Origin of the sequence: Acinetobacter sp. RRD8, from assembly GCF_031844225.1 — a bacterium.
Lineage (GTDB): Bacteria > Pseudomonadota > Gammaproteobacteria > Pseudomonadales > Moraxellaceae > Acinetobacter.
Genome location: NZ_JAUZUU010000008.1, coordinates 21303 through 46256, shown reverse-complemented (window position 1 = coordinate 46256; position 24954 = coordinate 21303). Strand labels below are relative to the sequence as shown.

The window sequence follows — 24954 nt, the reverse complement described above, 5'->3', positions numbered from 1 at the left end:
TTGAGTTGGCTATAGAGACATAAGATTGTCTGACAATGTCACAGTATTTATCAAAAAAAAACCGTTTAATAGCAACATAGTCCAAATAAAGGGCTAAACCAGTATCCATAAAAAGAAAGACAGGAACGGTATGCCATTAGAACAAGCGCAGAGTTTGTCTGAGCAGATTGCCAAGCACATTAGCGAACAGATTATTCGCGGTGAACTGGTCGAAGGCGAACGTATACAGGAGCTCAGGGTTGCCTCGGAGCTTGATGTCAGTCGGGGTTCGGTTCGTGAAGCCCTGCTTTTGCTGGAACGCACCCAGCTGATCGAAATTTTTCCGCGCCGCGGGGCGATTGTCTCGGAAATGTCGGCCTTGCAGGTGCGTGCCTTATTTGACATGACATCGTTATTGCTCGGGCAGATGGTGCACCGCATGGCGGAAACCTGGCGGGTGCATGAAGCTGAGCGCATTCAGCTATTATTAGAGCAATTGGAAGCAGAAACCCGCCAAGGACACACTGAAAAGTTTTATGATCTGATCTTTCAGGGCATGGCCCAGCAGCATGAGATGGTCGGGAATCCTTATCTGATGCGCTATTATCAGGAACTGCTGCCTTCTTTGCGTCGGAGCTATTTTCTGACCCTGAATATTTCCAGACGAGAGTTACAGGAATCTTTCGACTTATTTAAACTGGTCACTGAAGCAATTTTGATACGAAAAAGTCATCAGGCCACTTTATTTATGGAAGATTTTTGTCGACACTTGCGCAACCTTGTGTTGGAATCTCTGACACGGATGAAACAAATTGAACTCGCGTGGGCCAGACGCTCACGACGTTAAATCAGGACATTATGCGTTTAAGCAGTTTAAAACTTTCAGGCTTTAAATCTTTTGCCGACAGTACCACTTTACATTTTAAAGATAATCGTACTGCGGTCGTGGGACCGAATGGTTGTGGTAAATCCAACGTCATTGATGCCATACGCTGGGTCATGGGCGAGTCCAGTGCGCGTCAGTTGCGTGGTGGCAGCATGCAGGATGTCATCTTTACCGGAACTGCCAAGCGTAAACCGGTGGGCATGGCCAGTGTAGAACTGCGCTTTGACAATACCTATGGCAAGCTGGGCGGTGCTTATAATGCCTATAATGAACTGGCAGTACGCCGTCAGGTCAACCGCGATGGCAAGTCCGAATATTTCCTGAATGGCAGCAAATGCCGTCGTCGTGATATTACCGATATTTTCTTGGGTACCGGTCTTGGTCCGCGTTCCTATGCGATTATCGAACAGGGCATGATCAATCGTCTGGTCGATGCCAAACCCGATGAAATGCGGGTTTATATTGAAGAAGCAGCCGGAGTGTCGCGCTATCAGGCGCGTCGCCGTGAAACCATGCTGCATCTGGATCACACCACACAAAACCTTTCACGTCTGGAAGATATCGCCTCCGAACTGAAATCTCAGCTAAAAACCCTGAAACGTCAGTCGGAAAGTGCGATTCAATATAAAGAACTGGAAGGGCAGATCCGTACCATCAAGATTGAAATTCTGTCTTTTCAATGTGAGCAGAGCCAGCGCTTACAGGAAGAATATACGCTTGAGATGAATACGCTCGGGGAAAACTTTAAGCTGGTGCGCTCTGAACTGACTACCGTTGAACATGATTTGGGCAGTACCAGTGAACTGTTTCAGCGTCTGATTCAGCAATCTCCCCCTTTGCAAACTGAATGGCAACAGGCCGAAAAAAAGCTCAGCGAACTGGAAATGACCCTGCAACAAAAGCAGTCTCTGCTAGAGCAAAATTCCACCAGTCTGGTCAAACTGGAACAGCAAAAAGCCCAAACTAAAGAGCGTTTACAGTTGATTGAACTGCAACTCGATACTTTACAGCAGCAATTTGAAGATCAGCAGGCGCAGTTGCAGCAGCAAGATGGTCAGAGTCAGGCGCAAAGCCAAAACTTGACTGAGCTCAAAGCTCAACATAGCAATGTGGCAGCGCAATTTACCCAGATCAAAACCCAGGTCGAACAGCAGCAACAGCGTAAATTACAGATGTTGGCTCAAAGCGAGCAACTGGCAAAGAATATTGAGCGGATTGAACAGCAGAAACAGACGCTCCAACAGCAAAGTGCACAGATTCAGCAACAGGCGGAGCAAGATGAGCTGGAGCAGTATCAGGCAGACAAAGCCCAAGCTGAACAGCAAATCGCTGACTATGAAATTCAATTAACAGATTTAAAAACTCAATTCGAGCAGATTCAGGCAGAGCAGGCGACCCATCAGCAGCGCTTGATGCAGCTCAAATCTGAAATTCAGGTGCTTCATTCAGAAAAGAAAAACCTGAGTCAATTACTGACCAAAGCCAAGCCAAATGCCAAGAGTGATGCGGTACAGCTGATGCATGTACTTAAGCTCAATGATGCAGGCAAGGTACATGCCAGCCTGATCGAAAAGTTTCTGGCAAAATGGCTATCTGCCCAGATTTTGACAGAGGGCGAGCACTTCCTTGAAGATTGTGCGCGTCAGTTAAAGCAACAGGCTGTTCAGAATAAAATTCAGATTGCCAATACGATGTGTCTGGCCGATTGGATTGAATCTCCACATTATTCACTGTGGCAACAAGTCGCGGTCGTAGATACATTAGCGCAAGCATTGCCTCTTCAAACTGAGTTATTACAAGGCCAGACATTACTGAGTTTAGATGGCTACCATGTTGGTGCGGATTGGATGATTGCACTGGACTATGATGAAGCTAGTCAGGCCGGACAAGGTGCATTGAGTCATCGAATCCGTCTGGATGAAATCGAGCAGCAACTTGCAGAACTTGAACCTAAGTTTATGCAGTTGGAGCAGCAGTTACCTGAACTCACCGATCAGGTTAAAGCTTTGCAAAGCCGGATTCAAAGCATCAGTGAGCAGCACAAGCATACCCAAAAGCAGCTGCAGCAACTCGATGTCAATATTGCCAAAGTACAAAGTAGTGCTCAGGCTTTCGCATTGCAAAAGCAGCAATTACAGCATCAGTTACAACAACTGGATGAGCAGCTTGAAGAAGATGCCATGCAGAAAGATGATCTGGAAATTGATCTGCATGCCTTGAATATCAAACTGGAACAGGCGCTACCAAATTATAAAACCCTGCAATTCCAGCTAGAAGAATTGAGTGCTCAGCTGGATGACTCACAGCAGCTCAATCAGCAAGCGCAGCAGGAACTGGAAGTGTTGCGCCGGCAAAATGTGCAAAGCCAGCAGCAGATTGAATTACTGGAAAAAGATCAGGTTTTCCTAAAAGAACAGTCTCAGCAAATTACTGCACAAATCGAACAAGCCAAAAAGTTTGTCGATCCGGTACAGTTGGAATTACCTGCTTTACAGAGCCAGTTCAATGAACAGGCGCAGATCACTGAAAAGCTGCAAAAAACCTGGGCCGACTGGCAGGTTGAATTAAATCAGGTGCAGAGCAAACAGCAGCAGCTGACCGAACAGCGTCACAGCTTCCAGCAGCAGGATGAAAAACTCCGCACTACACTGGAAGAAAAACGTCTGGCCTGGCAGGCTGCCAAATCTGATTTGCAGCATTATTCTGAACAACTGAAAGAGTTGAATAGTGAAGTAATTTCCGGACTCGATATTGATGTTAAAGCACATCAGGCGAAACTGGAAAAAGCTCAGGCCCAGTTTGATAAACTCGGTGCAGTCAATCTGGCGGCTTCCGAAGAATATGAAGAAGTGTCAAAACGTTATGAGGAACTGAGTCACCAGATGCAGGATCTGGAAAATACGGTTGAACAGCTACAGGCTGCGATGAAGAGTATTGATCAGGAAACCCGTAAACTGTTTATGCACACGTTTGATCAGGTCAATGCTGAACTGCAAAACCTGTTCCCGAAAGTGTTTGAAGGCGGTGAGGCGAGTTTAAGCCTTGAAGATGGCTGGCAGTCGGGGGTAAAACTGATGGCCCGACCACCGGGTAAACGAAACAGCTCATTGGCCTTACTCTCTGGTGGAGAAAAGGCTTTAACTGCATTAGCATTGGTATTCGCGATTTTTCGCTTAAATCCGGCACCATTTTGCGTACTGGATGAAGTCGATGCACCGCTGGATGATGCCAATGTGGGACGCTTTTGTAATTTAGTCAAAGAGCTTTCTGAACACGTGCAATTTATTTATATTACCCATAACAAACTTGCAATGATGATGGCGACTGATCTTTTAGGTGTAACCATGCCTGAACCGGGAACCTCAAAATTAGTGACAGTTAATTTGGAACAGGCAAAAGAATACGGCCTAGCTGCGGAGGTATAATATGGAAATCACCACCATTATCGGGATTGTTATCGCAATTGTGATTATGCTTTTTGGTATAAGAATGCTGTTCAAAAAACCTGTAGAGGCTGTACCTTCACTGGATGCCAACCTGCATATCGACCCGGATAGCCAGACCCCGATCATTCCAAGGCATGTACGTTCTCAGTTGGCACAACAGGATGTCGAATCTGATCGTATCGAGCCAAGCTTGGGTATAGATGAACCGGCTCCTGAAAAGCCTTCCGCCTTTCGCAAGGCTGAATCAACTCCGGTTGAGCCAAAAGCAGTCGAAACTCCTGTAGCTGCCCCGTCAACAGAAGCTGAAGTAGTGGAAAAGTCGGTAGTCACGGCAGGAGATGTTCAACAGGTAGAAGCGGAACAGAAGAATAGCCAGATTGAAACCAAGGAAGAAATGCCTGAATTCAGCCTGAACAGCAACATCGAAAAAGCAGAAATTTCTGAATTTAATGATGAAAGTAGTATTCTGGATGCACATCTGCATGAGCAAAAAATAGTGGATGAAGAAAGTGCTTTGTCCAATGCTGAAACCATTATTTCTTTGCATATCTATCCGCAAGGCCGTGTACTTTCGGGTGATAAAACCTTGAAGGTTTTATTGAAATATGGCCTGCGTTATGGTGAATTGGCCTGTTTCCACCGTTATAGTGAAGATGGTTCAAAACTGCTGTTTTCAGTATTGCAAATGACCGATACCGGAATGGAAGGCTTTGATCTGGAAACCTTATCAACGCAGGAAGTGAAAGGTTTGGCATTCTTCCTGGCTTTACCGCATAGCGATGTACAAAATGCGTTTGATACCATGGACAGTATTTCACGTCTGATTGCCCGTGAAGTGGACGGTCTGGTCTATGACCAGAATCAACAGGAATTTACTCCACAATTACGTGAATTCTGGCGCCATCAGGCAATTGATTATCGTGCTGGACAAGGGACGGAAGTTTAAGGCTGCTTTGTTCAATCTCCAAGTTGAATCTGTAGACTGCAATTTTTATAATAGCCAAAAGCTGAATATTCTACAGGGCGGATTTTCCGCCCTTTTTTATGGTGAAATTATGACCCAAGATGCCACTGTCATTGCGCAAATGCGTCAACTGATTCAACTGCTTGCCAAGCATAACCATGCTTATTATGTGATGGATCAACCGAGCATTGAAGACAGTGAATATGATCAGCTCTTTCACCAGCTCAAAGCCTTAGAAGAACAATATCCAAATTTACAGCAACCGGATACACCAACGGTAAAAGTCGGTGGGCAGGCACTTTCAAAATTTGTGACTGTCACACACGCCGTGCCGATGCTGTCATTAGGCAATGTCTTTAATCAGGAAGATCTGCTGGCTTTTGCCCGCCGTATTGAAGAACGTTTGCCAAATCAAAAAATTGAATATGATGTGGAACTGAAATTTGATGGTCTGGCCATTTCACTCTGGTATGAGCATGGCGTATTGACGCGTGGGGTGACACGCGGCGATGGGGAAACCGGTGAAGACATCACCCAGAATGTCAGAACCATTCGCAACCTGCCGAAACTTTTATCTCCGGTGAATGGCATCATTCCCGATTTGTTGGAAGTCCGCGGCGAAGTGTTGATGCCGAAATCCGGTTTTGAAAAATTGAATGCTGCCAATGCCGCCAAAGGTGAAAAGACCTTTGCTAATCCGCGTAATGCTGCGGCAGGAAGTTTGCGTCAGCTGGACCCGAATATTGCTGCCTCGCGGCCATTGGCTTTTTATGCTTATGGGATTGCTCAGTGCGTGCCGCATCATGGACAAACCACTATGTCCGCCAGTCTGGAATGGTTACATCAGTTCGGTTTTGCGGTTGGCGAGCGTCACTTTATCTGTGACAGTATTCAGGACGTGCAAAAGGTCTACGAACAGATCATTGATGAGCGTGCCAGTCTCAGTGTCGAAATCGATGGCATGGTAATCAAGGTCAATGACCTGAAACAGCAACAACAGCTTGGTTTCCTGAGCCGTGAACCGCGTTGGGCCACCGCCTATAAATTTCCGGCAGTTGCAGCACTGACTACGGTAGAAAATATTAATTGGCAAGTCGGTCGTACTGGAACATTAACTCCAGTCGCGCGTTTGAATCCAGTCGCTGTCGGCGGAGTAACAGTATCTAATGTAACCCTGCACAATATTGGCGAAATTCACCGTCTGGATGTGCGTATTGGCGATACAGTTAGTGTTTATCGTAGTGGCGATGTGATTCCTAAAGTTGAAAAAGTCTGGCCGGAATTTCGCCCGGTTGATGCAGTTGAAGTGCATTTGCCTGAGCAATGTCCAGTCTGTGATTCACCCGTGGTGATGCCGGAAGGTGAAGCATTGGCCCGTTGCTCTGGCGAACTCTATTGTGCTGCGCAGCGGATCGAAACCATTCGTCACTTTGTGTCGCGTAAGGCCATGGATATCGAAGGGCTGGGTGATCGCTGGGTAGAGTCACTGCTACATCTAAATCTTTTAAAAGATGTCTCAGATATTTACCATCTGCATGAACATCGTGAGACTTTGCTCGGTATTGAAAAGATGGGCGCCAAATCGGTTCAGAATCTTTTGGATGCCATTGAAAACAGTAAAAAGACCACACTGGCTGCTTTTATCTATGCACTCGGTATTCGTGGGGTGGGTGAAACTACGGCGCGGATGCTGGCCAATACTTTCCAGACGCTGGATGCCTTGCGTCAGGCCGATCTGGAGGCTTTAAAGAAAACTCCGGATGTAGGTGATATCACTGCGGAATGGATTCTGGATTTCTTTCAGGCACCGCATAATCTGGAAGTTCTGGATCGTTTACTGGCTGCCGGTATTCACTGGGATGCACCGATCGCACCGACTCGTCAGCCGTTAAACGGCGAAAGCTGGGTGGTCACCGGGACTTTAAGCAGTATGGGACGAGATGATGCAACCCAGTTATTGCAAGCCTTAGGTGCACGAGTCAGTGGCAGTGTATCCAGCAAAACCAAATGTGTGGTTGCGGGTGAAAAAGCTGGCTCAAAACTGGATAAAGCAGAAAAACTTGGTATTCCAGTGATCAATGAACAACAGTTTATTGGCTTGATGCAAGACTATGGTCAGCTTGAAGCCTAAATCTCTGCACATTTCATGAAAGAATAAGAGTTAAAAAAGCCACCTTCGGGTGGCTTTTTGCATAAAAAGATTAAGGAATATATTTTTTCACAACACCATCATCGAGTAGCTGCTGGAAATGTTCAACCAGACTTTCTTTCACCGGACGATACTCAATGCCGAGCTCATCTTTACTTTTTTGCGCATTAAAGAAAATTGGATAACCCATATTCAGCTCTACAAATTTACGGCTAAAACCTGCTACAGGCCCGAACAGTTTAAAGGCTGCCTTCGGCAATTGATTGCGCGGGAAGGGAAACTTATTGCCAAAATGTGCTCGCAGAATTTGGCCCATTTCCAGCAGGCTCAAGCTTTCACTACAAATGATATAACGGCCATGCGCTTGCGGATTAAACGCCGCACGGATATGCGCTTCAGCGACATTCTGAACATCGACGACGCCATTCCACATCGGCGGGACACCAAGCAAAGTCATGCCGTTGGCAAACTGTTGCAGGACTTCTACACTACCGGATTGGGTATTTGGCGTTAAGGATTGACCAAAAACCAGTGCCGGATTGATACAGACCAGATCCCAGCGATCCTGTGCTTCAGCCATTTCCCAGGCTTTGCGCTCTGCCATGACTTTGGAATAAGGATAAGGCTGATGTGTGGCCGAACTGGTGGTATTCCAGTGGGATTCATCAAAACTGTTATTCTCAGTTTGTAGAATATCAATGGCATCGCCATAAGTGGATGCGATACTCGATGTGACGATTACGCGTTTCACTGATTCAGTCTGATTGACACTATTCAGTACATTTTCAGTGCCTAATACCGCAGGTTCGATAATATCTTTGACTGCATCTTTATAGTTGGTGACCACAAAAGGTGAGGCCATATGAAAGACAATTTCACAGCCTTGCATCGCCTGATCAAAAGAACCCGGGCTTAATAAATTGGCCTGAAATAACTTGAGAGTTCCCGGAGTGCTGTCGGCAATTTTTTCTAAATGGGCAAAGCTCTTACTTTTATTCAGGTCGCGCACCGTGGCATGTACGGTATAGCCTTGCGTGAGTAATTTCTGGATGACCCAGCTGGCAATATAACCCGATGCACCGGTAACCAGAACCGGCGCTGTTGTTTGTGGATGTGTCATATCGGAACCGTTGTTGTTTTAAATTTGTGTGAATGATAAGCGAAATTTAAGCATGAAGTACGCCAATGCAGTGATGTTTATACAAAAAGAATGAATTTGTCTGGTCAAAATTAAGATTTACAAATTTTAACGCATGTGTTTATTCGCCAGTTTTAGGTTATTGCCAAGCGTAATGAAAGTGCAAAGTGTTGTTTTATAAATGGGATTTCATTAAGAACAAAGTGTAAATGCAAGTACTTCTCATTTTAATTATATAAAAATCAAATATTTAACCATGGTTAAGCTTTGCAAATTCAATTGCTTTTCGCCATAATAGCAAAATACAGGTAGGGAGTTATTCAAATGCGCGGAAATCCAGAAGTCGTAGATTATTTAAATATGTTGATCGGTGGCGAACTGGCTGCTCGTGACCAATACTTGATTCACTCTCGTATGTATGAAGATTGGGGATTGACCAAAATCTTTGAACGTATCGATCACGAAATGCAAGAAGAGTCCCAGCATGCGGATGCGATTATCCGTCGTGTTCTGTTCCTTGAAGGAACGCCAAACATGCAGCGCGATGACGTTGAGATTGGCGAGGATGTGGTGAGCTGCCTGAAAGCCGATCTAAAACTTGAATATCATGTGCGGGAAAAACTGGCGCAGGGCATCAAACTGTGCGAAGAGAAAGGTGACTATATCAGCCGTGATATGTTACGCCAGCAAATGTCGGATACCGAAGAAGACCATACTTACTGGTTAGAAAAACAATTGCGCTTAATCGAACTGATTGGTCTGCAAAATTATATTCAGTCACAGATGTAAAACCGGATGAATAAAAAACCCAGCACATGCTGGGTTTTTTATATCTTGAAAATACTTAGTTGTTATTACTCATAATGCCAATTTTTTTGACCTCCAGCCTTTGAGCTGCCGCCATGACCATAGCGATATGTTTATATTCAGTGGCACGATCCGCCTTGATTTTAATCTGATCCTGATCTGCTTTTTGCGCTACTGTCTTGAATAAGTTTTCCAGAGCTTGGGTATTTGCTACCGGCTGTTCATTCCAGAAAATCTTGCCTTGTGCATCCAGACGTAATTCCACCAGCTCAGGCGGTTTTTCATCGGTTACAGGAGGCGTTCCATTCGGTAGATCGATATTAATCGAGTTATTCGGCAAAGGAATTGTGATAATAAACATAATCAACAAGACCAGCATGACATCAATCAGTGGTGTCATGTTGACATCTAGCATCACATCATCGTCTTGATTTGAACCAACATTCATACCCATAAACTTAATCCTTCTTTGTGCTTAAGGTGTAGCGGGCGGAGTGGTGACAAAAGCAATTTTGCCAATACCGGCCTGTTGGGTGGTACTAATCACCTGATCAATTGCTTCATAAGGTGTTAACTGATCACCACGAATATGCACTTCAGGCTGCGGACGTTTCTGTGCTTCTGCCTGTAAACGGCTCAGTAAAACTGTTTTATCTGCAATATAAATTTCGTTCCAGAAAATATCGCCAGTTTTATTGACAGCCAGCTGGATGTTTTCCTGTTTGGTTTCATACGGTACATTTCTTTCTTCAGGCAGATCGACAGGTACGGTATGAATGGCAACCGGTACAGTAATCAGGAAGATAATGAGCAGAACCAGCATAATATCAACCAAAGGTGTGGTATTAATGGTTCCAATTACCTCATCATCGCTGTCGTTTGAATTGACCATCATTCCCATGGCTGATGCCTCACTCTTACTTCACGTCACGATTAACAGAATTATTGGTTGTAATTTCACCGCTGAGTAATACCGCGTGTAAATCAGAACCAAAGGTACGGACTTCTTCCATGACCGCTTTATTACGACGCGTTAACCAGTTGTAGCCAAGCACGGCAGGAACTGCGACTGCCAGACCGATGGCTGTCATGATCAGTGCTTCACCGACTGGGCCGGCAACTTTATCAATGGATGCTTGTCCTGAAACACCAATCGCGGTAAGTGCGTGATAGATACCCCAAACCGTACCAAACAGGCCAACAAAGGGCGCAGTAGAACCTACTGTCGCAAGGAAGGCCAGGCCACCACTCAGATGGTTCTGGATTTTGTCGATTGCACGGGAAATCGAAATGGTGACCCAGGTATTGAAATCAATACGCTCAAGTAATGTGCCACCATGATTTTTGGTTGACTTGATACCTTTTTCCGCAATAAAACGGTAGACGCTGGCTTCATCCAGATTCTCGGTTGCATTATCTAGAGAAGATGATTCCCAGAAAGTATTTTCAGCTTGCTTAGCCTGTTTGCGAATCTTGCCTTGTTGCAGGCATTTGCTGATCATGATGTACCAGGTACCGATCGACATGACCACCAGAATAAACAAAGTGATTTTAGAAACAATATCACCTTCTTTCCACATGGCTTCTAGGCCATAAGGATTGTATCCAGCTTTTTCATCGCTAGCTTCAGCAGGCAGTGGTGGCGGGGTCGGTGTAGCCGCTGTTGCAGGTGTTGTTACCACTGTTTCAGTGACAGCACTGGTATTGGGGGTAGCGGACTGTTCTGCAAAAACTGTTTGCAGAGGTAATAAAGTGCTCATGGCAATTACACCAGCAGCAGTCATATTTTTTAAAGGTTTTAGTGATTTTTTCATCATGGATCTCCTGATTTTTTTCTTTATCTGTTGTATCTGTTAGTCAAGGACAAATTCATAGGGAATGTCATACCAAGATTCTTGCGGTTCGCCATTTTTCATTGCCGGCTTGAAAGTACATAAGCTGAAGGCCTTGGATGCTGCACGATCCAGCGCACGACTACCGCTCGACTTTTTCACTTTGGCATCCTGGACCTTGCCGGTGGTATTTACATATACAGAGATCAAGACTTCACCTTGTTCTTCATTCATCAGTGCATCACGTGGATAGTCTGGGCGTTTACACCCTGCTTCACCTTGTGAAACACCACGAGTTACGCCAGCGGGTGGAGGAGCTGGGGCTGGAGCGGCTGCGACTACTGGAGCCGGTGCTGCTACCGGACTTGGTGAAGGACTCGCTGCAACGGGAGTAGGTACTGCAACAGTTGTCGGTTGGGTTGGCGTTGGAAGTGTTTTCTGTACAGGAACTACTTTTTCAACCGGTTTCACCTCAGGCACTTGTGCCACTTTTTCCACGATTTTTGGTGGTTCAGGTGGAGTTTCTTTTGGTGGCTCAGGTTCAGGCGGCTTAATATCTTGAATAATCATTAGTTCAACCGGCTGTTCTGTCGGTTTAATAATGTCTTTTGCCATACCAGCCATGAGTACTAGGCCAACCAGGATATGCAAAAAAACAACGACCCCAATACCAGTCAGTTTTTTGGCGGAGTTTTTTTCTAAGTCTTCAAACTTTGTGCCCATCATGACTCCTAGAATTTAAGACAAACAGGAAATAGTGCACTGATGAGAAAATTGTTTTTAGTTACAGGCAGCATTATTTTTTGTTTGGCTAAAATTAAACGGGGAAAACCGCAAACACCGCTTGGCAGCAGTGTTTGCGAAGTAATTAATTAAAAGAATTTATAGGTACCACGTAGGAAGTAGGTACGGCCCATTGGATCACCGTGACGAGGGTCATAGCCATATTGAGCATTGTTGGTTGCATCAGAAGCAGGTGGTTCTGCATCAAACATGTTGCGAATACCTGCAGTTAGCTCTAAATTCTTGAATCCGCTATAGGTGCCTGCAAAGTTATAAAGCGTATAGGCACTTACATCACGTTCTTGAGAAAAGTCTTCATAACCACGGATATATTGTTGTTCTAGTCTCATTTTCCAGTCTTCATAAGACCAGTTGATATTGGCAATATGTCTCCAGCGGACGACTGCAGGATCATCATAGATGCCGACGAGCCCTTCCCATTCACCGTTTGGTTCTTCTTGCTCATCCATTTTGATGACATAGGTACCATCAATCCCAAAACCAAAACGGCCTGTTGCTGTCATTGGGCTTAAGTAGTTCAGGCTGAGGTCAATCCCTTCAGTTTTTAATCCACCCATATTTTGTAGAGTTGTATTTAAATACTGGATACGACCATCTGGAGCGTAAACGATCAGATTGCCATAGCGATCAAGGTCATTAAAAATGTCATTAGGAGTAACTGAGCTGACTAAACCTTCAATGTCAATATTGTAGTAATCAGCGGTGAATACCAGATTCTTGATTGGTTCATATACGAATCCGGCTGTAAAAGAGGTTGATTCTTCTGGCTGTAAGTCTGGGTTACCACCTTGTTTACGCTTGAACTGCATACCACATTGGTCTGCAAATTGGGTGCTGGTCGGTTGACCGTTAGCATCACAAAAACGTGGGTTATTGAAGTTAGTGCTAGTATTGGTTTCACTTTGTAAAGAGTTGATTTCCCACATACTTGGGGCACGGAATCCAGTACTATAAGAACTACGGAACATTAACTCTTTAACCGGTTCCCAACGTAGGGATACTTTTGGATTGAAAGTATCACCAAAGTCACTATAGTCATCATAACGTGCCGCAAGTTGAGCTTCTAGAGTCGGCAAGATCGGTACATGTAATTCAGTAAACACCGCAGTAATATCACGGTCACCTGAACTTGACGGTTTATTTGGATCAATACCAGAACCTGGAACCTGGCGAACAAGATCGGCATTCACCTTGGCTTCCCAGTCCTGAGTGGTGTAGCTACCACCCAAGGCAAATCCAACTTCACCTGCAGGTAGTTCATAGATTGGACGGCTGACGGTGAAATCTATAGTGGTAGAATCCAGACTTGCCATATTTGTTGGGCCTGCCACATCAAAAGTAGACCATTTCCCAGCATCTGCAGCGGCCTGAGGACCAAATGGGTTTAAGGTGCCATCATTAAGTGCGGCTTGAACCAAACTTTGATTCAGGTAACCACTGACGAAATTATCAGTTGCTTCACTTTTGGCATAAGTAACGCCACCATTTACATCCCAACCGTAGACTTCACCTTCAATCCCTGCAAAAAAGCGGTTTGATTCATTTTCTGATTGAGAAACACGGTTACCTGATTGTGAACGTAAATAAAGTGCTGCTCTTGGATCTACCAGACCAGCGATGTCTGGTGTAATGCCGTTGCCTGGATAATATTTGCTGGTATTTGGAATAGAAAGACTACCTCCCCATACATCAGGTGCTATCGAGGTTTTTACTTTACTTTCAGTATAAATATATTCAGCAACCGCATTTAATGAATCGGTTAATTTGAAGGTACCTTTACCTAGAGCTGAAAAAGTTTCTTCTTCTGGAGTAATACCAATGAGTGCTTGAGTGTTTAACAGGCAACGTGTACCAGATACAAACATATTTGGTGCATTATTACAGTTTTGATTGATATAAGGGTTAACTACACCTACACCTGAATCTAAAAGGTTGGCAGGGAAGCCGGCACTTGAACCGATCGCCATGTTCAACTCTGGAATTAAACCACCACGACGGCTGACTTTACGATCTTTGGCCATGATCATGTCAGAAGTACGATAATCTACTACACCGTAAACGTTGAAACCTTGTTCATCCAGATCACCATAACCACCGAAAATAGAGACATCATATTTGTCGCCATTCTTTTCTTCAGGTGCTTGCAGTCCACCAGAAATACCGAAACCTTGGTATTCCTTTTTGATAATAAAGTTAATTACACCGGCAATTGCATCTGCACCATATACTGCAGAAGCACCATCACGCAGAATCTCGATTCGCTCAACCATCGCGAGCGGAATAATATTCAGGTTAACTTCAGAAGTACTAAATGGGCTGTTAGCCAAACGACGCCCATTTAATAAAACTAAGGTCTTATCAGTACCAATCCCACGCAGGTTGGCAGAAGAACCTGAAGTATTACTTTTACCAATATTTTGAGAAACAGCAAAACCAGCTTGGTTAGCACTTACTTTATTAATGGCTTCTTCAACCGTGGTGACCCCCTGATTCACCAGATCTTCGACTTTAAGCACAGTAATAGGAGATGCACTTTGTGCAGCTACTCCTTTAATAGATGAACCTGTCACTGTCACTTTTTGAACCTTGGTAGGTTGAGCGGCAGAGTTTTCTGGTTCATCGGCTGCATGTGCCAAAGACAAGCACATCATACTTAAGGTAAGCGTACTTAACTTGAGTATTGTCTTGCCAACTGTTGGAGCCCCCATAGATCCGACCAATTTGTTTTTTTTCATCGTAATTTTCACCCTTTTGTTATGTGAAGTAGTGCTGGGAGGACTTAAGCAAAGCGAATGCCAACTTATAAATTATTAATTTTAAAAAATATTAAGTGATTGAAAAAATTATATTTAATTTAGTTTTTTGGGAGGTTTACTAAGTTTTGATGAAGAAAAATTAAGAGAGTGGGGTTTAAAATCTGAAGAAAGTCTCTATAGGAAACCATGAGAAAGTAAAAAATAAATATTTAATGAATAAGAAAGGAATCTAAAACTGAAAGATAAATTGAATAAAGTTTAATCATGGTGCATGATTTTTACATAAAATATACAATAATTTAATAAGATAATAATTATATATTTCATTTGCTTATGTATGTATTTTCTTGGGTTGAAGTAGTGGGAGGATGCAATAATATGAAACAGGTCTGGTTTATTTTTGTGCAGACTAGGCTTGGGACTAGATTTTAAGAATAAATATTAAATTAATGATTCATGGAAAATATTATGTTATTGATAATGTTTTAAATGATTAATAAAAATAAGCTTTTTTGAGTTAATAACAGGAAAAAATCGTTATTTTTCGAGGATGGCATGAAATTCGCTTTGTTCAGTTTATTCCATCTGTCCAGCTTTGACCCATCCATTGAAGCAAATATGGGATGATGTGTTAAAGACTTCCTATAGTAATAAAACTTCAAGATCAAGAATAGGTACAAATTTGAAATCAGCATTTTTCAGTATGACAATTTTGGCTTTGGCCATGACTACGGGGCAAGCCTCCTGGGCAAAATCATCTGCACATCCGGATAAAGTTTTAAACCTGGCTTTCGAAGCGCCTGATGATGGTTTTGATATGGTCAAAACCTATAATTTTTATAGTGGTAGCGTTGCTGAAGCTATTTTTGAGCCTTTATTACGTTATGACTATCTGGCGCGGCCGGCAATCTTGGCTCCAAATACAGCTGAATCTTTGCCCAAAGTTGAGCAGGATGGCAAAGTTTATACCTTTAAAATCAAGCCAGGAATTTATTTTAGTCCTGATCCTGTATTTCAGGGTAAGAAGCGTGAACTGGTGGCGCGTGATTATATCTATTCCATGCAAAGGATTATGGATCCCAAAAATCATTCTCCTTCTTTTTCTTTTATTGAGGGAAAAATCCTTGGGGCAGAGCAGATCATCCAGCAGGCTAAAAAAACCGGCAAGTTCAACTACGATGCACCGATTGCCGGTTTAAAAGCACTAGATAAATATACTTTGCAAATTACCCTGACCCGTTCCGATCTGAATTTTCCCTATATTCTGGCCTATGTGGCTTTTAGTGGTACCGCACGGGAGGTGATCGAACATTATGGTCATCGGGCAGGTCAGCATCCGGTTGGAACAGGGGCGTATCAGTTACACAAATATGTGCCGCGTAGCCGTATTGAATTGACCGCCAACCCGAATTATCGCGGTTTTGTCTGGAACTTTAAGGGCGATGGTTCCGAATGGGATCAACGTATTGTCAAAGCCATGCAAGGCAAGCAGATGCCGCAAATTGGCAAGGTCAAAATCAGTATTATTGAAGAAGAACAGTCTCGCTGGCTGGCTTTAAAGTCTGGACAACTGGACTATGACAAACTCACTGCGAGCGGCGCCGAACAGGCACTGGAAAATAAGCAGCTGAAAAGCGAATACAAGAAAAAAGGCATCCTGCATTATCCGAATAAAGAACCGGAAATTACCTATACCATCATGAATATGCGAGATCCGTTAATTGGTGGGAATTCACTGGAAAAAATTGCCTTACGTCGTGCTCTCGCCTTGTCCTATAACCAGAAAGAAGCCATCCAGCAGTTGTACAAAGGTCATGCCGATAAAGCTGAAATGATTTTGCCAGAGGGCGTGGGTGGACATGACCCGACGTATAAAAGCAGTATTGCTTATAACCCATTACTGGCCAATAAACTGCTTGACCGCTTTGGCTATAAGAAAGGCGCTGATGGTTACCGAACCTTGCCTGATGGCAAACCTTTGACACTAAAAATGAATTCAACCAGCTCAAGCTCTTCGGTGATTTCTGCAGAGTTATGGAAAAAGAATCTGGATGCGATCGGGGTGCGAATTGAGTTCAAGGTTAGTAATTTTGCTGACAATCTAAAAGAAGCCACCCAATGCAAACATATGATGTGGGGGGGAGCCTGGATTGCGGACTATCCGGAAGGGGAAAACTTTGCCCAGTTACTGTATGGGCCAAATGCGCAGCAAGGCAACCTGAGTTGCTATACCTCAAAAGCCTACGACGCATTGTACCAGACCGCGATGAAACTGCCGCCGCAGCAGCGGATGCCATATTATGAGCAGATGAACCGTCAGATGGAGGCCGATAATCCATGGATTCTGCACAATACCCGTATACGCAACTGGTTGATTCATCCGCATGTACAGGGCTTTAAGGCCCATCCGGTGACCAGAGCAGTTTGGCAATATATGGATATTGAACCTGTTAAAAAATAACTTGAGAAGATTAAGAACCAGTATGAATGTGAATAAAAATACTTTAAAAAAACTGGCCAGTGGGGTGTTAGTGGCCGGTTTGATGATGGCAGGGAGTGCATCGACATGGGCCAGCAATCCTGCCAACCCGAATAAGGTTTTAAAAACAGTATTTCTGGCAGCTGAAACCGGTTTTGATCCGGGTTATATCCATGACCGTTATTCAGCCAAGATTAATGCCGCGATTTTTGAGACTTTATTTACCTATGATTATCTGGCCTCGCCGGCAAAATTAGTGCCATTGACTGCAGTCAGTTTGCCTCAAGTGAGTGCAGACGGTTTGACTTATACCATTAAAGTTAAAAAGGGTATTTACTTTGCCGATGATCCGGTCTTCGGCGATAAAAAACGTGAACTGACTTCGTATGACTATGCTTATAGCTTGAAACGTTTATTGGACCCAAAGCTGCATTCACCGAACAGCTGGTTGCTGGATGGCCGAATTAAAGGGCTGGACGCATGGATGGCTCTAAGCAAAAAGAATGGCAAAGCCTATGAAAATCCGTTTGAAGGGATTCAGACTCCAGACCGCTATACCTTGATATTAAAGCTGAATAATCCGGATCAGAACTTTCCGATGTTGCTGGCACATGGACCTGCCGCTGCAGTAGCTCGTGAAGTGATTGAAAAATATAAAGACAAGGCGGGTTGGGTCATGAATAGGCCAGTGGGAACTGGCCCTTATGTGCTCAGCCGTTGGACACCAGGCTCACGGATTATCTTAAAACCAAATCCAGCTTATCGTGGTTTTGTCTGGGACTTTAAAGCCAGTGGTGCAGAAGATCAGGCCATTGTAAAAGCCATGCAGGGCAAAAAAATGCCTCAAATCGGCACTATTGATGTGCGTGTTATTGAAGAAGCGCAATCCCGGATGCTGGCATTTAAGAAAAATGAACTGGACCTGCTCGAAATTGAGGGCGATATCGTCGTACAGGCCCTCGATGGTGACAAATTAAAGCCTGAGCTGGCTCAGCAGGGAGTGAAGCTGTCACGTATTTTAGAGCCCTCCATTAGCTATCATTACTGGAATATGCAAAACCCGGTCGTGGGTGGTTTCGCGCCAGAAAAAATTGCCTTACGTCGTGCCATGGCGATGGCATTTTCTGTAGAAAACATGATCAATGTATTACTTAAGGGGGATGGAGCAAAACTGCACATGCCTATCCCCCCAGGAGTAGCAGGCTATTCACCGTCCTATAAAAGCAGTATTCCCTATTCAGTCAAAGCAGCCAACATGTTGCTCGACCGCTATAACTACAAGATCGGTGCAGATGGCTGGCGGAAAACGCCTGAAGGTAAACCTCTGGTGATTGAACTGATTACTGGGAATACCAGTCGGGGCCAGCAACAGGGTGAGTTCTGGAAAAAGACCCTGGACAGTATCCATATTCAGCTGACCAGTAAGGCCATGCCATTCGCTGAAGGCATCAAGCTGGAAAAGCAATGTAAAACCATGTTCAAGAGTTCTGCATGGATTGCCGATTATCCGGATGCCGACAATTTTATGCAGCTGTTCTATGGCAAGAATGTCAATGTCACCAACAATGCCTGTTTCAAGCATCCTGAATTTGACCGTCTTTACGAGCAAACCCAGAGCATGCCGCCAGGTCCGGAGCGTGATCTGCTCTATCGCAAAATGACCAGGATTCTCGAAGTCAACATGCCAACCCTGATGCTCTATAGCACCTACCGTAACGCCTTGACCCAACCCCAAATTATTGGACATAAGTCCCATCCGATTCTGTCTTCAGAATGGATGTATATCGATATTAATACGAAAAAGTAAGAAAAAATCTGGAGATGAATATGAAATCAAAGTCTTTAAAATTAAGTACCTTATGTTTAATGATAATGGGGGGATATCAAGGTGTAGCGGCAGATACCCAAGTACAGCTGCTGCCATTATTCAAGGCTGCAGAAATTCCGTCTTTATGTGATGCCAGTCTGGCCTCCATGCAAAAAGATATCCAGATATTTGAAAATAAGAAAATTAAAAATAAAGCCAAGGCCGGACCTTATCTGGCTGAATGGGATGAGTTGCATGCCAAAGCCCGTGATTTCGGTGCTGCAGTAGGGCTATATAGTAATGTCGATCCGGATCCTGCATTGCGTCAGGCAGCCGATGACTGTGAACTTAAAATCAGCAAATACCAGACCACCCTGTATCAGAATCCTAAACTGTATGCCCAGTTCAAGAAACTGAAAGCCAGTGATCCGATTGATCAGAAATTTTTAGAAGATATTCTGGAGCAGTTTGAGAACACCGGGGTACAACTCAGTGCAGAAAAACAGAAACGACTGAAAGAAATTATTGAAGAAAGTACCAAACTGGGACAGGACTTTTCCAAAAATGTGCGGGATAACCCTGAAAAAGTTGAATTTACTCCAGCTGAAATGAAAGGCCTGCCAGAAAGTTACATCGCAAATTTAAAGAAAAATGAAAAGGGCAATTATCTGCTCGGCTTTGATTATCCGGAATACCAGCCTTTTATGGAGCTGGCAGAAAGTGATGAAGCACGCAAACGTTACCAGACCGCTTACACGCGTCGCGGGACCGAACAAAACTTGCAATTCATGAAAAAGGCCATTGATCTGCGTTATGAAATGGCACAACTTTTTGACAAGGAAAGCTATGCCCATTCTGCGCTTGAATTCCGCATGGCCAAAACTTCGGAAGCGGTGAACGGTTTTCTGGATGAGGTTTATGCCAAAGTTGCACCTCTAGAAAAGCAGGATGTAGAACAATTACGCCAGTTCAAGGCTGAAACTTTAAAAGTTCCATTAGAGAAAGCAGAAATTACACGCTGGAATCAGGGTTACTGGAGTGAAAAACTGCGTCAGGCCAAATACAAGGTAGACCAGGAAAAATTGCGGGATTATTTCCCGACAGAAGCATCGCAAAAATGGTTATTCGCTATTTCTTCGGAACTCTATGGTATTGAGTTCAAGCCGGTGAAAGTCAAGGCCTGGCATGATGAAGTAGAATATTATGCGGTACATGACAAAGCTACGGGCGAATTCCTGGGCGGATTATATGTTGATAAATACCCGCGTGAAGGCAAATATGGGCATGCAGCTGTCTGGGGAGCTTATGGCGGCAGTACCCTGAATCAGCGTCGTCCGGTATCGGTACTGGTGACCAATTTTAACCGTAAGGGCTTGAACAGCAATGAACTGGAAACCTTTGTGCATGAAATGGGTCATGCCTTGCACGGGATTCTTTCGAAGACCCGCTATACAGAACAATCTGGTACTTCGGTAGAGCGTGACTTTGTTGAAGCGCCGTCACAGATGTACGAAGAGTGGGCACGTCGTCTGGAAACCTTGTCAAAAGTAGCAGATTACTGTGAGCCAGCATGTCCTCGGGTGGATGCTGCCATGACCGAGCGCTTAAAGAATGTGAAGAATTACGGCCGAGGCCTGCATTATGCCCGTCAGGCTTTATATGCCCAATATGATATGGCCCTGCATGGTAAAGATGCAAAAAACATTGAGCCTTTAAAACTCTGGCAGGATATGGAAGGTAAAACTGCCTTGGGTTATGTTAACGGTCAGCAGTTCCCGGGACAGTTCGGGCATCTGATGGGCGGCTATCAAGCAGGTTACTACAGCTATATGTGGTCTGAGGTTATTGCCCTGGATATGCTTTCCTCCTTTGGTGATCAGCTGATGGACAAGAAAGTCGGTGCGCATTATCGCAATACGGTCCTGGCTCAAGGTGGTCAAAAGCATGGCGAGCAAATGGTGAAAGACTTCTTGGGTCGTGATCCGGACAGCAAAGCTTTCTTTAATGAAATCTCTGGAAAAAATTAAGGAAGGCAAGCGATGCTGGCATATATTATTCGACGGCTTTGGCAAATGATCCCGACCATGCTCGGGGTGATTTTGCTGATATTTCTGCTGTTTAACTGGGTAGGTGGAGACCCTGCCTATATTCTGGCCGGTAAAATGGCCAATGCGGAACAGATTGAGAACATCCGTCAGCAACTGGGTGTGGATCAACCGTATTACGTACAACTCTGGATCTTTATCAAGCAGATTTTAACCTTTGATTATGGGGTGAGCTGGAGTACCGGGGAGTCAGTGGCACAGATTATCACCACCCGTTTGGGACCCTCACTGACCATTCTGATTCCCCTGACCATTCTGCAAACCATTATTTCTATCATTCTGGCTTTGGGTGTGGCTTCGGTTCGTGGTTCTTTGACAGATCGCATGATCATGATGCTGTGTACGATCGGTATGTCGATCAGTATTCTGGTATATATCATCGTGTTCCAGTATTTCCTGGCTTATGAACTGAGCTGGTTCCCGGTACAGGGCTGGAGTGATAATTTCGCCGACAACCTTTTCAAATACGCCTTGTTACCTGTGCTGATTATGTTGGTGGTCAGTATCGCACCAACACTACGCCTGTATCGTAGTTTCGTACTGGATGAAGTTAATCAGGACTATGTACGTACTGCGCGTGCCAAAGGCCTGGGTGAAAACCGTATCATGGGCGTGCATGTCTTGCGCAATGCTTCGATTCCGATTATTACCGATGTCATGGCAGGACTTCCGGCACTGCTGATCGGTGCTTTCCTGATTGAACGTTTTTTTGGTATTCCTGGAATTGGCCGTGAAGTCATTATTGCGGTAGAACGTTCCGATTTTCCTGTGATTAAAGCCATTACGGTCTATGTTGCTGCTGCGACCATGATATTCAACCTGATTGCCGATCTGATCTATAAATGGGTCGATCCGCGTGTACAGTTGAAGTAGGTGAATTATGCTGAGTGCGATATTTAAAAAAGAACAAGCGGCTGAAGCAGCACCTGAATCGGCTTCAACAGGATTATGGCAACTGGCCATGCGCCGTTTGAAACGTGACCGGATTGCCATGTTTTCCCTGTATGTGGTGCTGTTTTATCTGCTGCTGCTGGTACTTTCAATGAGCGGCCTGATTGCCAAAGACTGGAATAAAGAAGTGGCGGTCAGCTATGCACCGCCGAGTTTTATCAGTGCAGCGCCAGTTCCGGCTGGATCTGATGCAGAACAGGGTACAGAATCTGTTGCTGTACCGGTCAATCCAGTTGATCCCTTAAAAGATGTCATTGCTGAATTGAATGCTGAAATTGCTGCTGAGCAGGGTGCTGGTGCGGGCATCGATTATTATGGCGTGGTCGATCCGCTGGCAGAAGACATGAAGGCCATTAATCAGGAGCTCGGCGGCCAGCTGATGGATGAAAGTGGGGAACTCAAGCAAAGTCTGGTCTTTGGCGCCGATAAATGGGGTCAGGATGTTTTACAGAAAACCATTAAGGGGGCTGAAACCTCGATTCTGGTTGGACTGATTGCAGCTTTTGTCGCTGTACTGATTGGGACTGCACTGGGTGCAATAGCAGGTTACTTTGGTGGCTGGGTCGATGATGTCCTAAACTGGTTTTATAATATCTTTACCTCGATTCCCTATTTGTTGCTGGTTTTGGCGATTGCCGCAGTGTTACAGCAGAAAGGTATTTTATCAATTATCCTGATTTTAGGTCTGACTGGCTGGACCGGAGTTTTCCGTTTGGTTCGTGCCGAATACATGAAACATACGGCACGTGAATATGTGCTGGCTGCCAAGGCGATTGGCGTGAGTAATCTGCGTCGTATGTTTGTCCATATTTTTCCCAATGTCAGCCATATTGCCCTGGTGCAGATGTCTATTCTGGTGGTGGCATTTATCAAGTCTGAAGTCATTTTGAGCTTCCTTGGTTTCGGTGTGCCTATCGGGGTAGTGTCATGGGGCAGTATGCTAAATGAAGCGCAAAGCGAGTTGATTTTGGGTAAATGGTGGCAACTGGCGGCAGCCTCAATCGCCATGGCGGTATTGGTGACTGCATTCTCGATGTTTACCGATGCACTCCGTGATGCATTAGATCCAAAACTGAAATAGGAGCGCAACGATGTCTGAAATCAATCCAAGCACAGCACCTGCGCTACTTCGCGTAGAAAATCTGCGAGTCAGTTTTAAAGGTGAAAATAAAGAATATATTGAGACTGTAAAAGGGGTTTCTTTCGAGATTCCGGCCAATACCACAGTTGCACTGGTAGGCGAATCGGGAAGTGGCAAGTCGGTCACTTCCCTCGCCACTATGGGCCTGCTTCCGGCAGAAAGCGCACGTATTTCAGAAGATAGCCAGATCATCTTTGAAGGGAAAAACCTGCTCAAGCTTAAAACCCGTGAAATGCGCAAGATGTGCGGCAAAGACATTGCCATGATTTTTCAGGAGCCAATGTCTTCGCTAAATCCGGTATTTACGGTAGGCATGCAGATTGCAGAAATCTTGCAACTACATTTAGGCATGAATAAAAAACAGGCGCGGCAACGTACCCTGGAGCTCCTCAAAGAAGTGGGGATCCCTGCGCCAGAAACTAAAATTGATGCCTATCCGGGGCAGCTTTCCGGTGGACAGCAGCAACGCGTCATGATTGCCATGGCCATTGCTTGTGAACCTAAACTGTTGATTGCAGATGAACCGACCACAGCCCTGGATGTGACTATTCAAAAGCAGATTCTGGACTTGCTGGAATCGCTGCGTCAGCGTCGCCAGATGTCGATGCTGTTTATTACCCATGATCTGGCATTGGTTGGTGAAATTGCCGATCAGGTGATTGTGATGCGCCATGGGGAAATCCGTGAACAGGGTCCGGTTCGGGAGGTGCTGGACCGGCCTCAGGACATGTATACCAAAGCCTTGTTGCACTGCCGCCCGCAACTCTCGCAACGTCCGTTACGTTTGCCGATGATCAGCGATTTTATGAAACAGGATGGTTCAACCTGGCTGGAAGATATTCGTCTGAATACTCAGCTTCCGCAACGTTCACGTGGACTAAAGGGCGGAGAGGAAATTATTTTGGATGTACGGGATCTGCAAAAATCTTTTTATAGTCGTAAAGGACTGTTTGGCAAAGATGAGTTTCAAGCAGTAAAAGGAGTTTCTTTTCAGCTGGCCAAAGGCAAGACCTTGGGGTTGGTCGGGGAGTCCGGTTCGGGTAAAACCACCATTGGCTTGTTGCTGATGCGTCTGCAAAAGGCTACGGGCGGTAAGGCACTGTTTCAGGGTCGGGACATTCTGGACATGTCGGAACAGGAATTTACCCAGTATCAACGTAAAATCCAGATCATTTTCCAGAATCCCTATGCTTCTCTGAATCCGCGCTTTACCGTAGGGCAAATCCTGATGGAACCGATGCAGATTCACAAGATTGGTCAGGATGATGCCGAACGCAAACAAATGGCTCTGGATTTGCTGGAACGGGTCAGCTTGCCTGCTCAGGCTTTTTATCGCTACCCGCATGAGTTTTCCGGTGGTCAGCGTCAGCGGATTGCAATCGCACGTTGCCTGACCTTAAAGCCTGAGATTTTGATCTGCGATGAATCGGTCTCGGCACTGGATGTCTCAGTACAGGCGCAGGTGCTGAATTTACTGCAAGATTTGCAGGATGAATTCGGACTCAGCTATATCTTTATTTCACATGATTTGTCGGTAGTGAAATATATTTCAGATCAGATCATGGTGCTGAATCATGGTGAATTGGTGGAAATCGCCAATTCAGATGAATTGTATCAATCTCCACAGCATGAATATACCAAGCGTTTACTCGGTGCCATTCCGCAAGGGATTCCACAAAGTGCCTGATGCATAAGGCATAAAAAAGTCAG

Annotated in this window: 17 protein-coding genes; 11 read left to right on the top strand and 6 right to left on the bottom strand. The window is 44.8% G+C overall.

Annotation, left to right across the window (positions count from 1 at the left end; genetic code table 11):
- Positions 1-130 precede the first annotated feature (130 nt).
- The 4 genes from Q9R24_RS09660 to ligA all read left to right on the top strand — a co-directional run bounded on the left by Q9R24_RS09660 (position 131) and on the right by ligA (position 7406).
- Positions 131-826, top strand: a complete 696-nt coding sequence (locus Q9R24_RS09660) for a GntR family transcriptional regulator (RefSeq protein ID WP_311204306.1) — start codon at positions 131-133, stop codon at positions 824-826.
- An 11-nt stretch (positions 827-837) separates the two neighbouring features.
- Positions 838-4290 carry a chromosome segregation protein SMC gene (gene smc / locus Q9R24_RS09655; RefSeq protein ID WP_311204327.1) on the top strand — a complete coding sequence of 1151 codons (3453 nt, stop codon included), beginning with the start codon at positions 838-840 and terminating at the stop codon, positions 4288-4290.
- A 1-nt stretch (position 4291) separates the two neighbouring features.
- Positions 4292-5257: a cell division protein ZipA C-terminal FtsZ-binding domain-containing protein gene (locus tag Q9R24_RS09650; protein ID WP_311204305.1), complete on the top strand. Its 966-nt coding sequence runs from the start codon at positions 4292-4294 to the stop codon at positions 5255-5257.
- 109 nt (positions 5258-5366) lie between these two features.
- Positions 5367-7406, top strand: a complete 2040-nt coding sequence (gene ligA, locus Q9R24_RS09645) for an NAD-dependent DNA ligase LigA (RefSeq protein ID WP_035342540.1) — start codon at positions 5367-5369, stop codon at positions 7404-7406.
- Positions 7407-7476: 70 nt separating this feature from the next.
- Here the strand turns inward: ligA and Q9R24_RS09640 are convergent, their stop codons facing one another.
- A complete protein-coding gene (locus Q9R24_RS09640) occupies positions 7477-8544 on the bottom strand; it encodes an aldehyde reductase (RefSeq protein WP_311204304.1) in 1068 nt (355 codons plus the stop codon).
- Between the two features lie 342 nt (positions 8545-8886).
- Here Q9R24_RS09640 and bfr point away from each other — a divergent pair, with 342 nt between their 5' ends.
- Positions 8887-9351 carry a bacterioferritin gene (gene bfr, locus Q9R24_RS09635; RefSeq protein WP_004279207.1) on the top strand — a complete coding sequence of 155 codons (465 nt, stop codon included), beginning with the start codon at positions 8887-8889 and terminating at the stop codon, positions 9349-9351.
- A 55-nt stretch (positions 9352-9406) separates the two neighbouring features.
- On the opposite strand, the gene Q9R24_RS09630 is transcribed toward bfr, so the two are convergent.
- The 5 genes from Q9R24_RS09630 to Q9R24_RS09610 form a co-directional block, all read right to left on the bottom strand.
- Complete coding sequence (locus Q9R24_RS09630) at positions 9407-9823, bottom strand: biopolymer transporter ExbD (RefSeq protein ID WP_004279208.1); 417 nt, start codon at positions 9821-9823, stop codon at positions 9407-9409.
- Positions 9824-9844: 21 nt separating this feature from the next.
- On the bottom strand, positions 9845-10270 hold the full coding sequence (locus Q9R24_RS09625; RefSeq protein WP_005251074.1) for a biopolymer transporter ExbD: 426 nt from the start codon (positions 10268-10270) through the stop codon (positions 9845-9847).
- A gap of 16 nt (positions 10271-10286) precedes the next feature.
- A complete protein-coding gene (locus Q9R24_RS09620) occupies positions 10287-11186 on the bottom strand; it encodes a MotA/TolQ/ExbB proton channel family protein (RefSeq protein WP_155757262.1) in 900 nt (299 codons plus the stop codon).
- Positions 11187-11222: 36 nt separating this feature from the next.
- Positions 11223-11924, bottom strand: a complete 702-nt coding sequence (locus Q9R24_RS09615) for an energy transducer TonB (RefSeq protein WP_004646084.1) — start codon at positions 11922-11924, stop codon at positions 11223-11225.
- 149 nt (positions 11925-12073) lie between these two features.
- A complete protein-coding gene (locus Q9R24_RS09610; RefSeq protein ID WP_005104845.1) occupies positions 12074-14740 on the bottom strand; it encodes a TonB-dependent receptor in 2667 nt (888 codons plus the stop codon).
- A gap of 724 nt (positions 14741-15464) precedes the next feature.
- Between Q9R24_RS09610 and Q9R24_RS09605 the strand changes: the two genes are divergently transcribed.
- From Q9R24_RS09605 to Q9R24_RS09580, 6 genes are read left to right on the top strand one after another with little or no spacing between them, the layout of a single operon-like run.
- Positions 15465-17222 carry an ABC transporter substrate-binding protein gene (locus Q9R24_RS09605; protein WP_311204303.1) on the top strand — a complete coding sequence of 586 codons (1758 nt, stop codon included), beginning with the start codon at positions 15465-15467 and terminating at the stop codon, positions 17220-17222.
- Between the two features lie 22 nt (positions 17223-17244).
- On the top strand, positions 17245-19047 hold the full coding sequence (locus Q9R24_RS09600; protein WP_311204302.1) for an ABC transporter substrate-binding protein: 1803 nt from the start codon (positions 17245-17247) through the stop codon (positions 19045-19047).
- 20 nt (positions 19048-19067) lie between these two features.
- A complete protein-coding gene (locus Q9R24_RS09595; protein ID WP_311204301.1) occupies positions 19068-21074 on the top strand; it encodes a M3 family metallopeptidase in 2007 nt (668 codons plus the stop codon).
- A gap of 12 nt (positions 21075-21086) precedes the next feature.
- The gene (locus Q9R24_RS09590; RefSeq protein WP_004279216.1) at positions 21087-22025 is read left to right on the top strand and encodes an ABC transporter permease; all 939 of its coding nucleotides are present in this window, start codon (positions 21087-21089) and stop codon (positions 22023-22025) included.
- Positions 22026-22032: 7 nt separating this feature from the next.
- Complete coding sequence (locus Q9R24_RS09585) at positions 22033-23184, top strand: ABC transporter permease (RefSeq protein WP_222110521.1); 1152 nt, start codon at positions 22033-22035, stop codon at positions 23182-23184.
- A 10-nt stretch (positions 23185-23194) separates the two neighbouring features.
- Positions 23195-24931, top strand: coding sequence for an ABC transporter ATP-binding protein (locus tag Q9R24_RS09580; protein ID WP_005262511.1), 1737 nt, complete (start codon positions 23195-23197; stop codon positions 24929-24931).
- Positions 24932-24954: the final 23 nt, after the last annotated feature.

Bases quoted from the DNA above. Each gene is read 5' to 3' on its own strand.
- Q9R24_RS09625 (WP_005251074.1), bottom strand. From the start codon at position 10,270: ATGGGAATGATGGTCAATTCAAACGACAGCGATGATGAGGTAATTGGA.
- Q9R24_RS09590 (WP_004279216.1), top strand. From the start codon at position 21,087: ATGCTGGCATATATTATTCGACGGCTTTGGCAAATGATCCCGACCATG.
- Q9R24_RS09600 (WP_311204302.1), top strand. From the start codon at position 17,245: ATGAATGTGAATAAAAATACTTTAAAAAAACTGGCCAGTGGGGTGTTA.
- Q9R24_RS09585 (WP_222110521.1), top strand. From the start codon at position 22,033: ATGCTGAGTGCGATATTTAAAAAAGAACAAGCGGCTGAAGCAGCACCT.
- bfr (WP_004279207.1), top strand. From the start codon at position 8,887: ATGCGCGGAAATCCAGAAGTCGTAGATTATTTAAATATGTTGATCGGT.
- Q9R24_RS09610 (WP_005104845.1), bottom strand. From the start codon at position 14,740: ATGAAAAAAAACAAATTGGTCGGATCTATGGGGGCTCCAACAGTTGGC.
- Q9R24_RS09640 (WP_311204304.1), bottom strand. From the start codon at position 8,544: ATGACACATCCACAAACAACAGCGCCGGTTCTGGTTACCGGTGCATCG.
- Q9R24_RS09630 (WP_004279208.1), bottom strand. From the start codon at position 9,823: ATGGGTATGAATGTTGGTTCAAATCAAGACGATGATGTGATGCTAGAT.
- Q9R24_RS09615 (WP_004646084.1), bottom strand. From the start codon at position 11,924: ATGGGCACAAAGTTTGAAGACTTAGAAAAAAACTCCGCCAAAAAACTG.
- Q9R24_RS09650 (WP_311204305.1), top strand. From the start codon at position 4,292: ATGGAAATCACCACCATTATCGGGATTGTTATCGCAATTGTGATTATG.
- Q9R24_RS09580 (WP_005262511.1), top strand. From the start codon at position 23,195: ATGTCTGAAATCAATCCAAGCACAGCACCTGCGCTACTTCGCGTAGAA.
- Q9R24_RS09620 (WP_155757262.1), bottom strand. From the start codon at position 11,186: ATGATGAAAAAATCACTAAAACCTTTAAAAAATATGACTGCTGCTGGT.
- Q9R24_RS09660 (WP_311204306.1), top strand. From the start codon at position 131: ATGCCATTAGAACAAGCGCAGAGTTTGTCTGAGCAGATTGCCAAGCAC.
- Q9R24_RS09595 (WP_311204301.1), top strand. From the start codon at position 19,068: ATGAAATCAAAGTCTTTAAAATTAAGTACCTTATGTTTAATGATAATG.
- smc (WP_311204327.1), top strand. From the start codon at position 838: ATGCGTTTAAGCAGTTTAAAACTTTCAGGCTTTAAATCTTTTGCCGAC.
- Q9R24_RS09605 (WP_311204303.1), top strand. From the start codon at position 15,465: ATGACAATTTTGGCTTTGGCCATGACTACGGGGCAAGCCTCCTGGGCA.
- ligA (WP_035342540.1), top strand. From the start codon at position 5,367: ATGACCCAAGATGCCACTGTCATTGCGCAAATGCGTCAACTGATTCAA.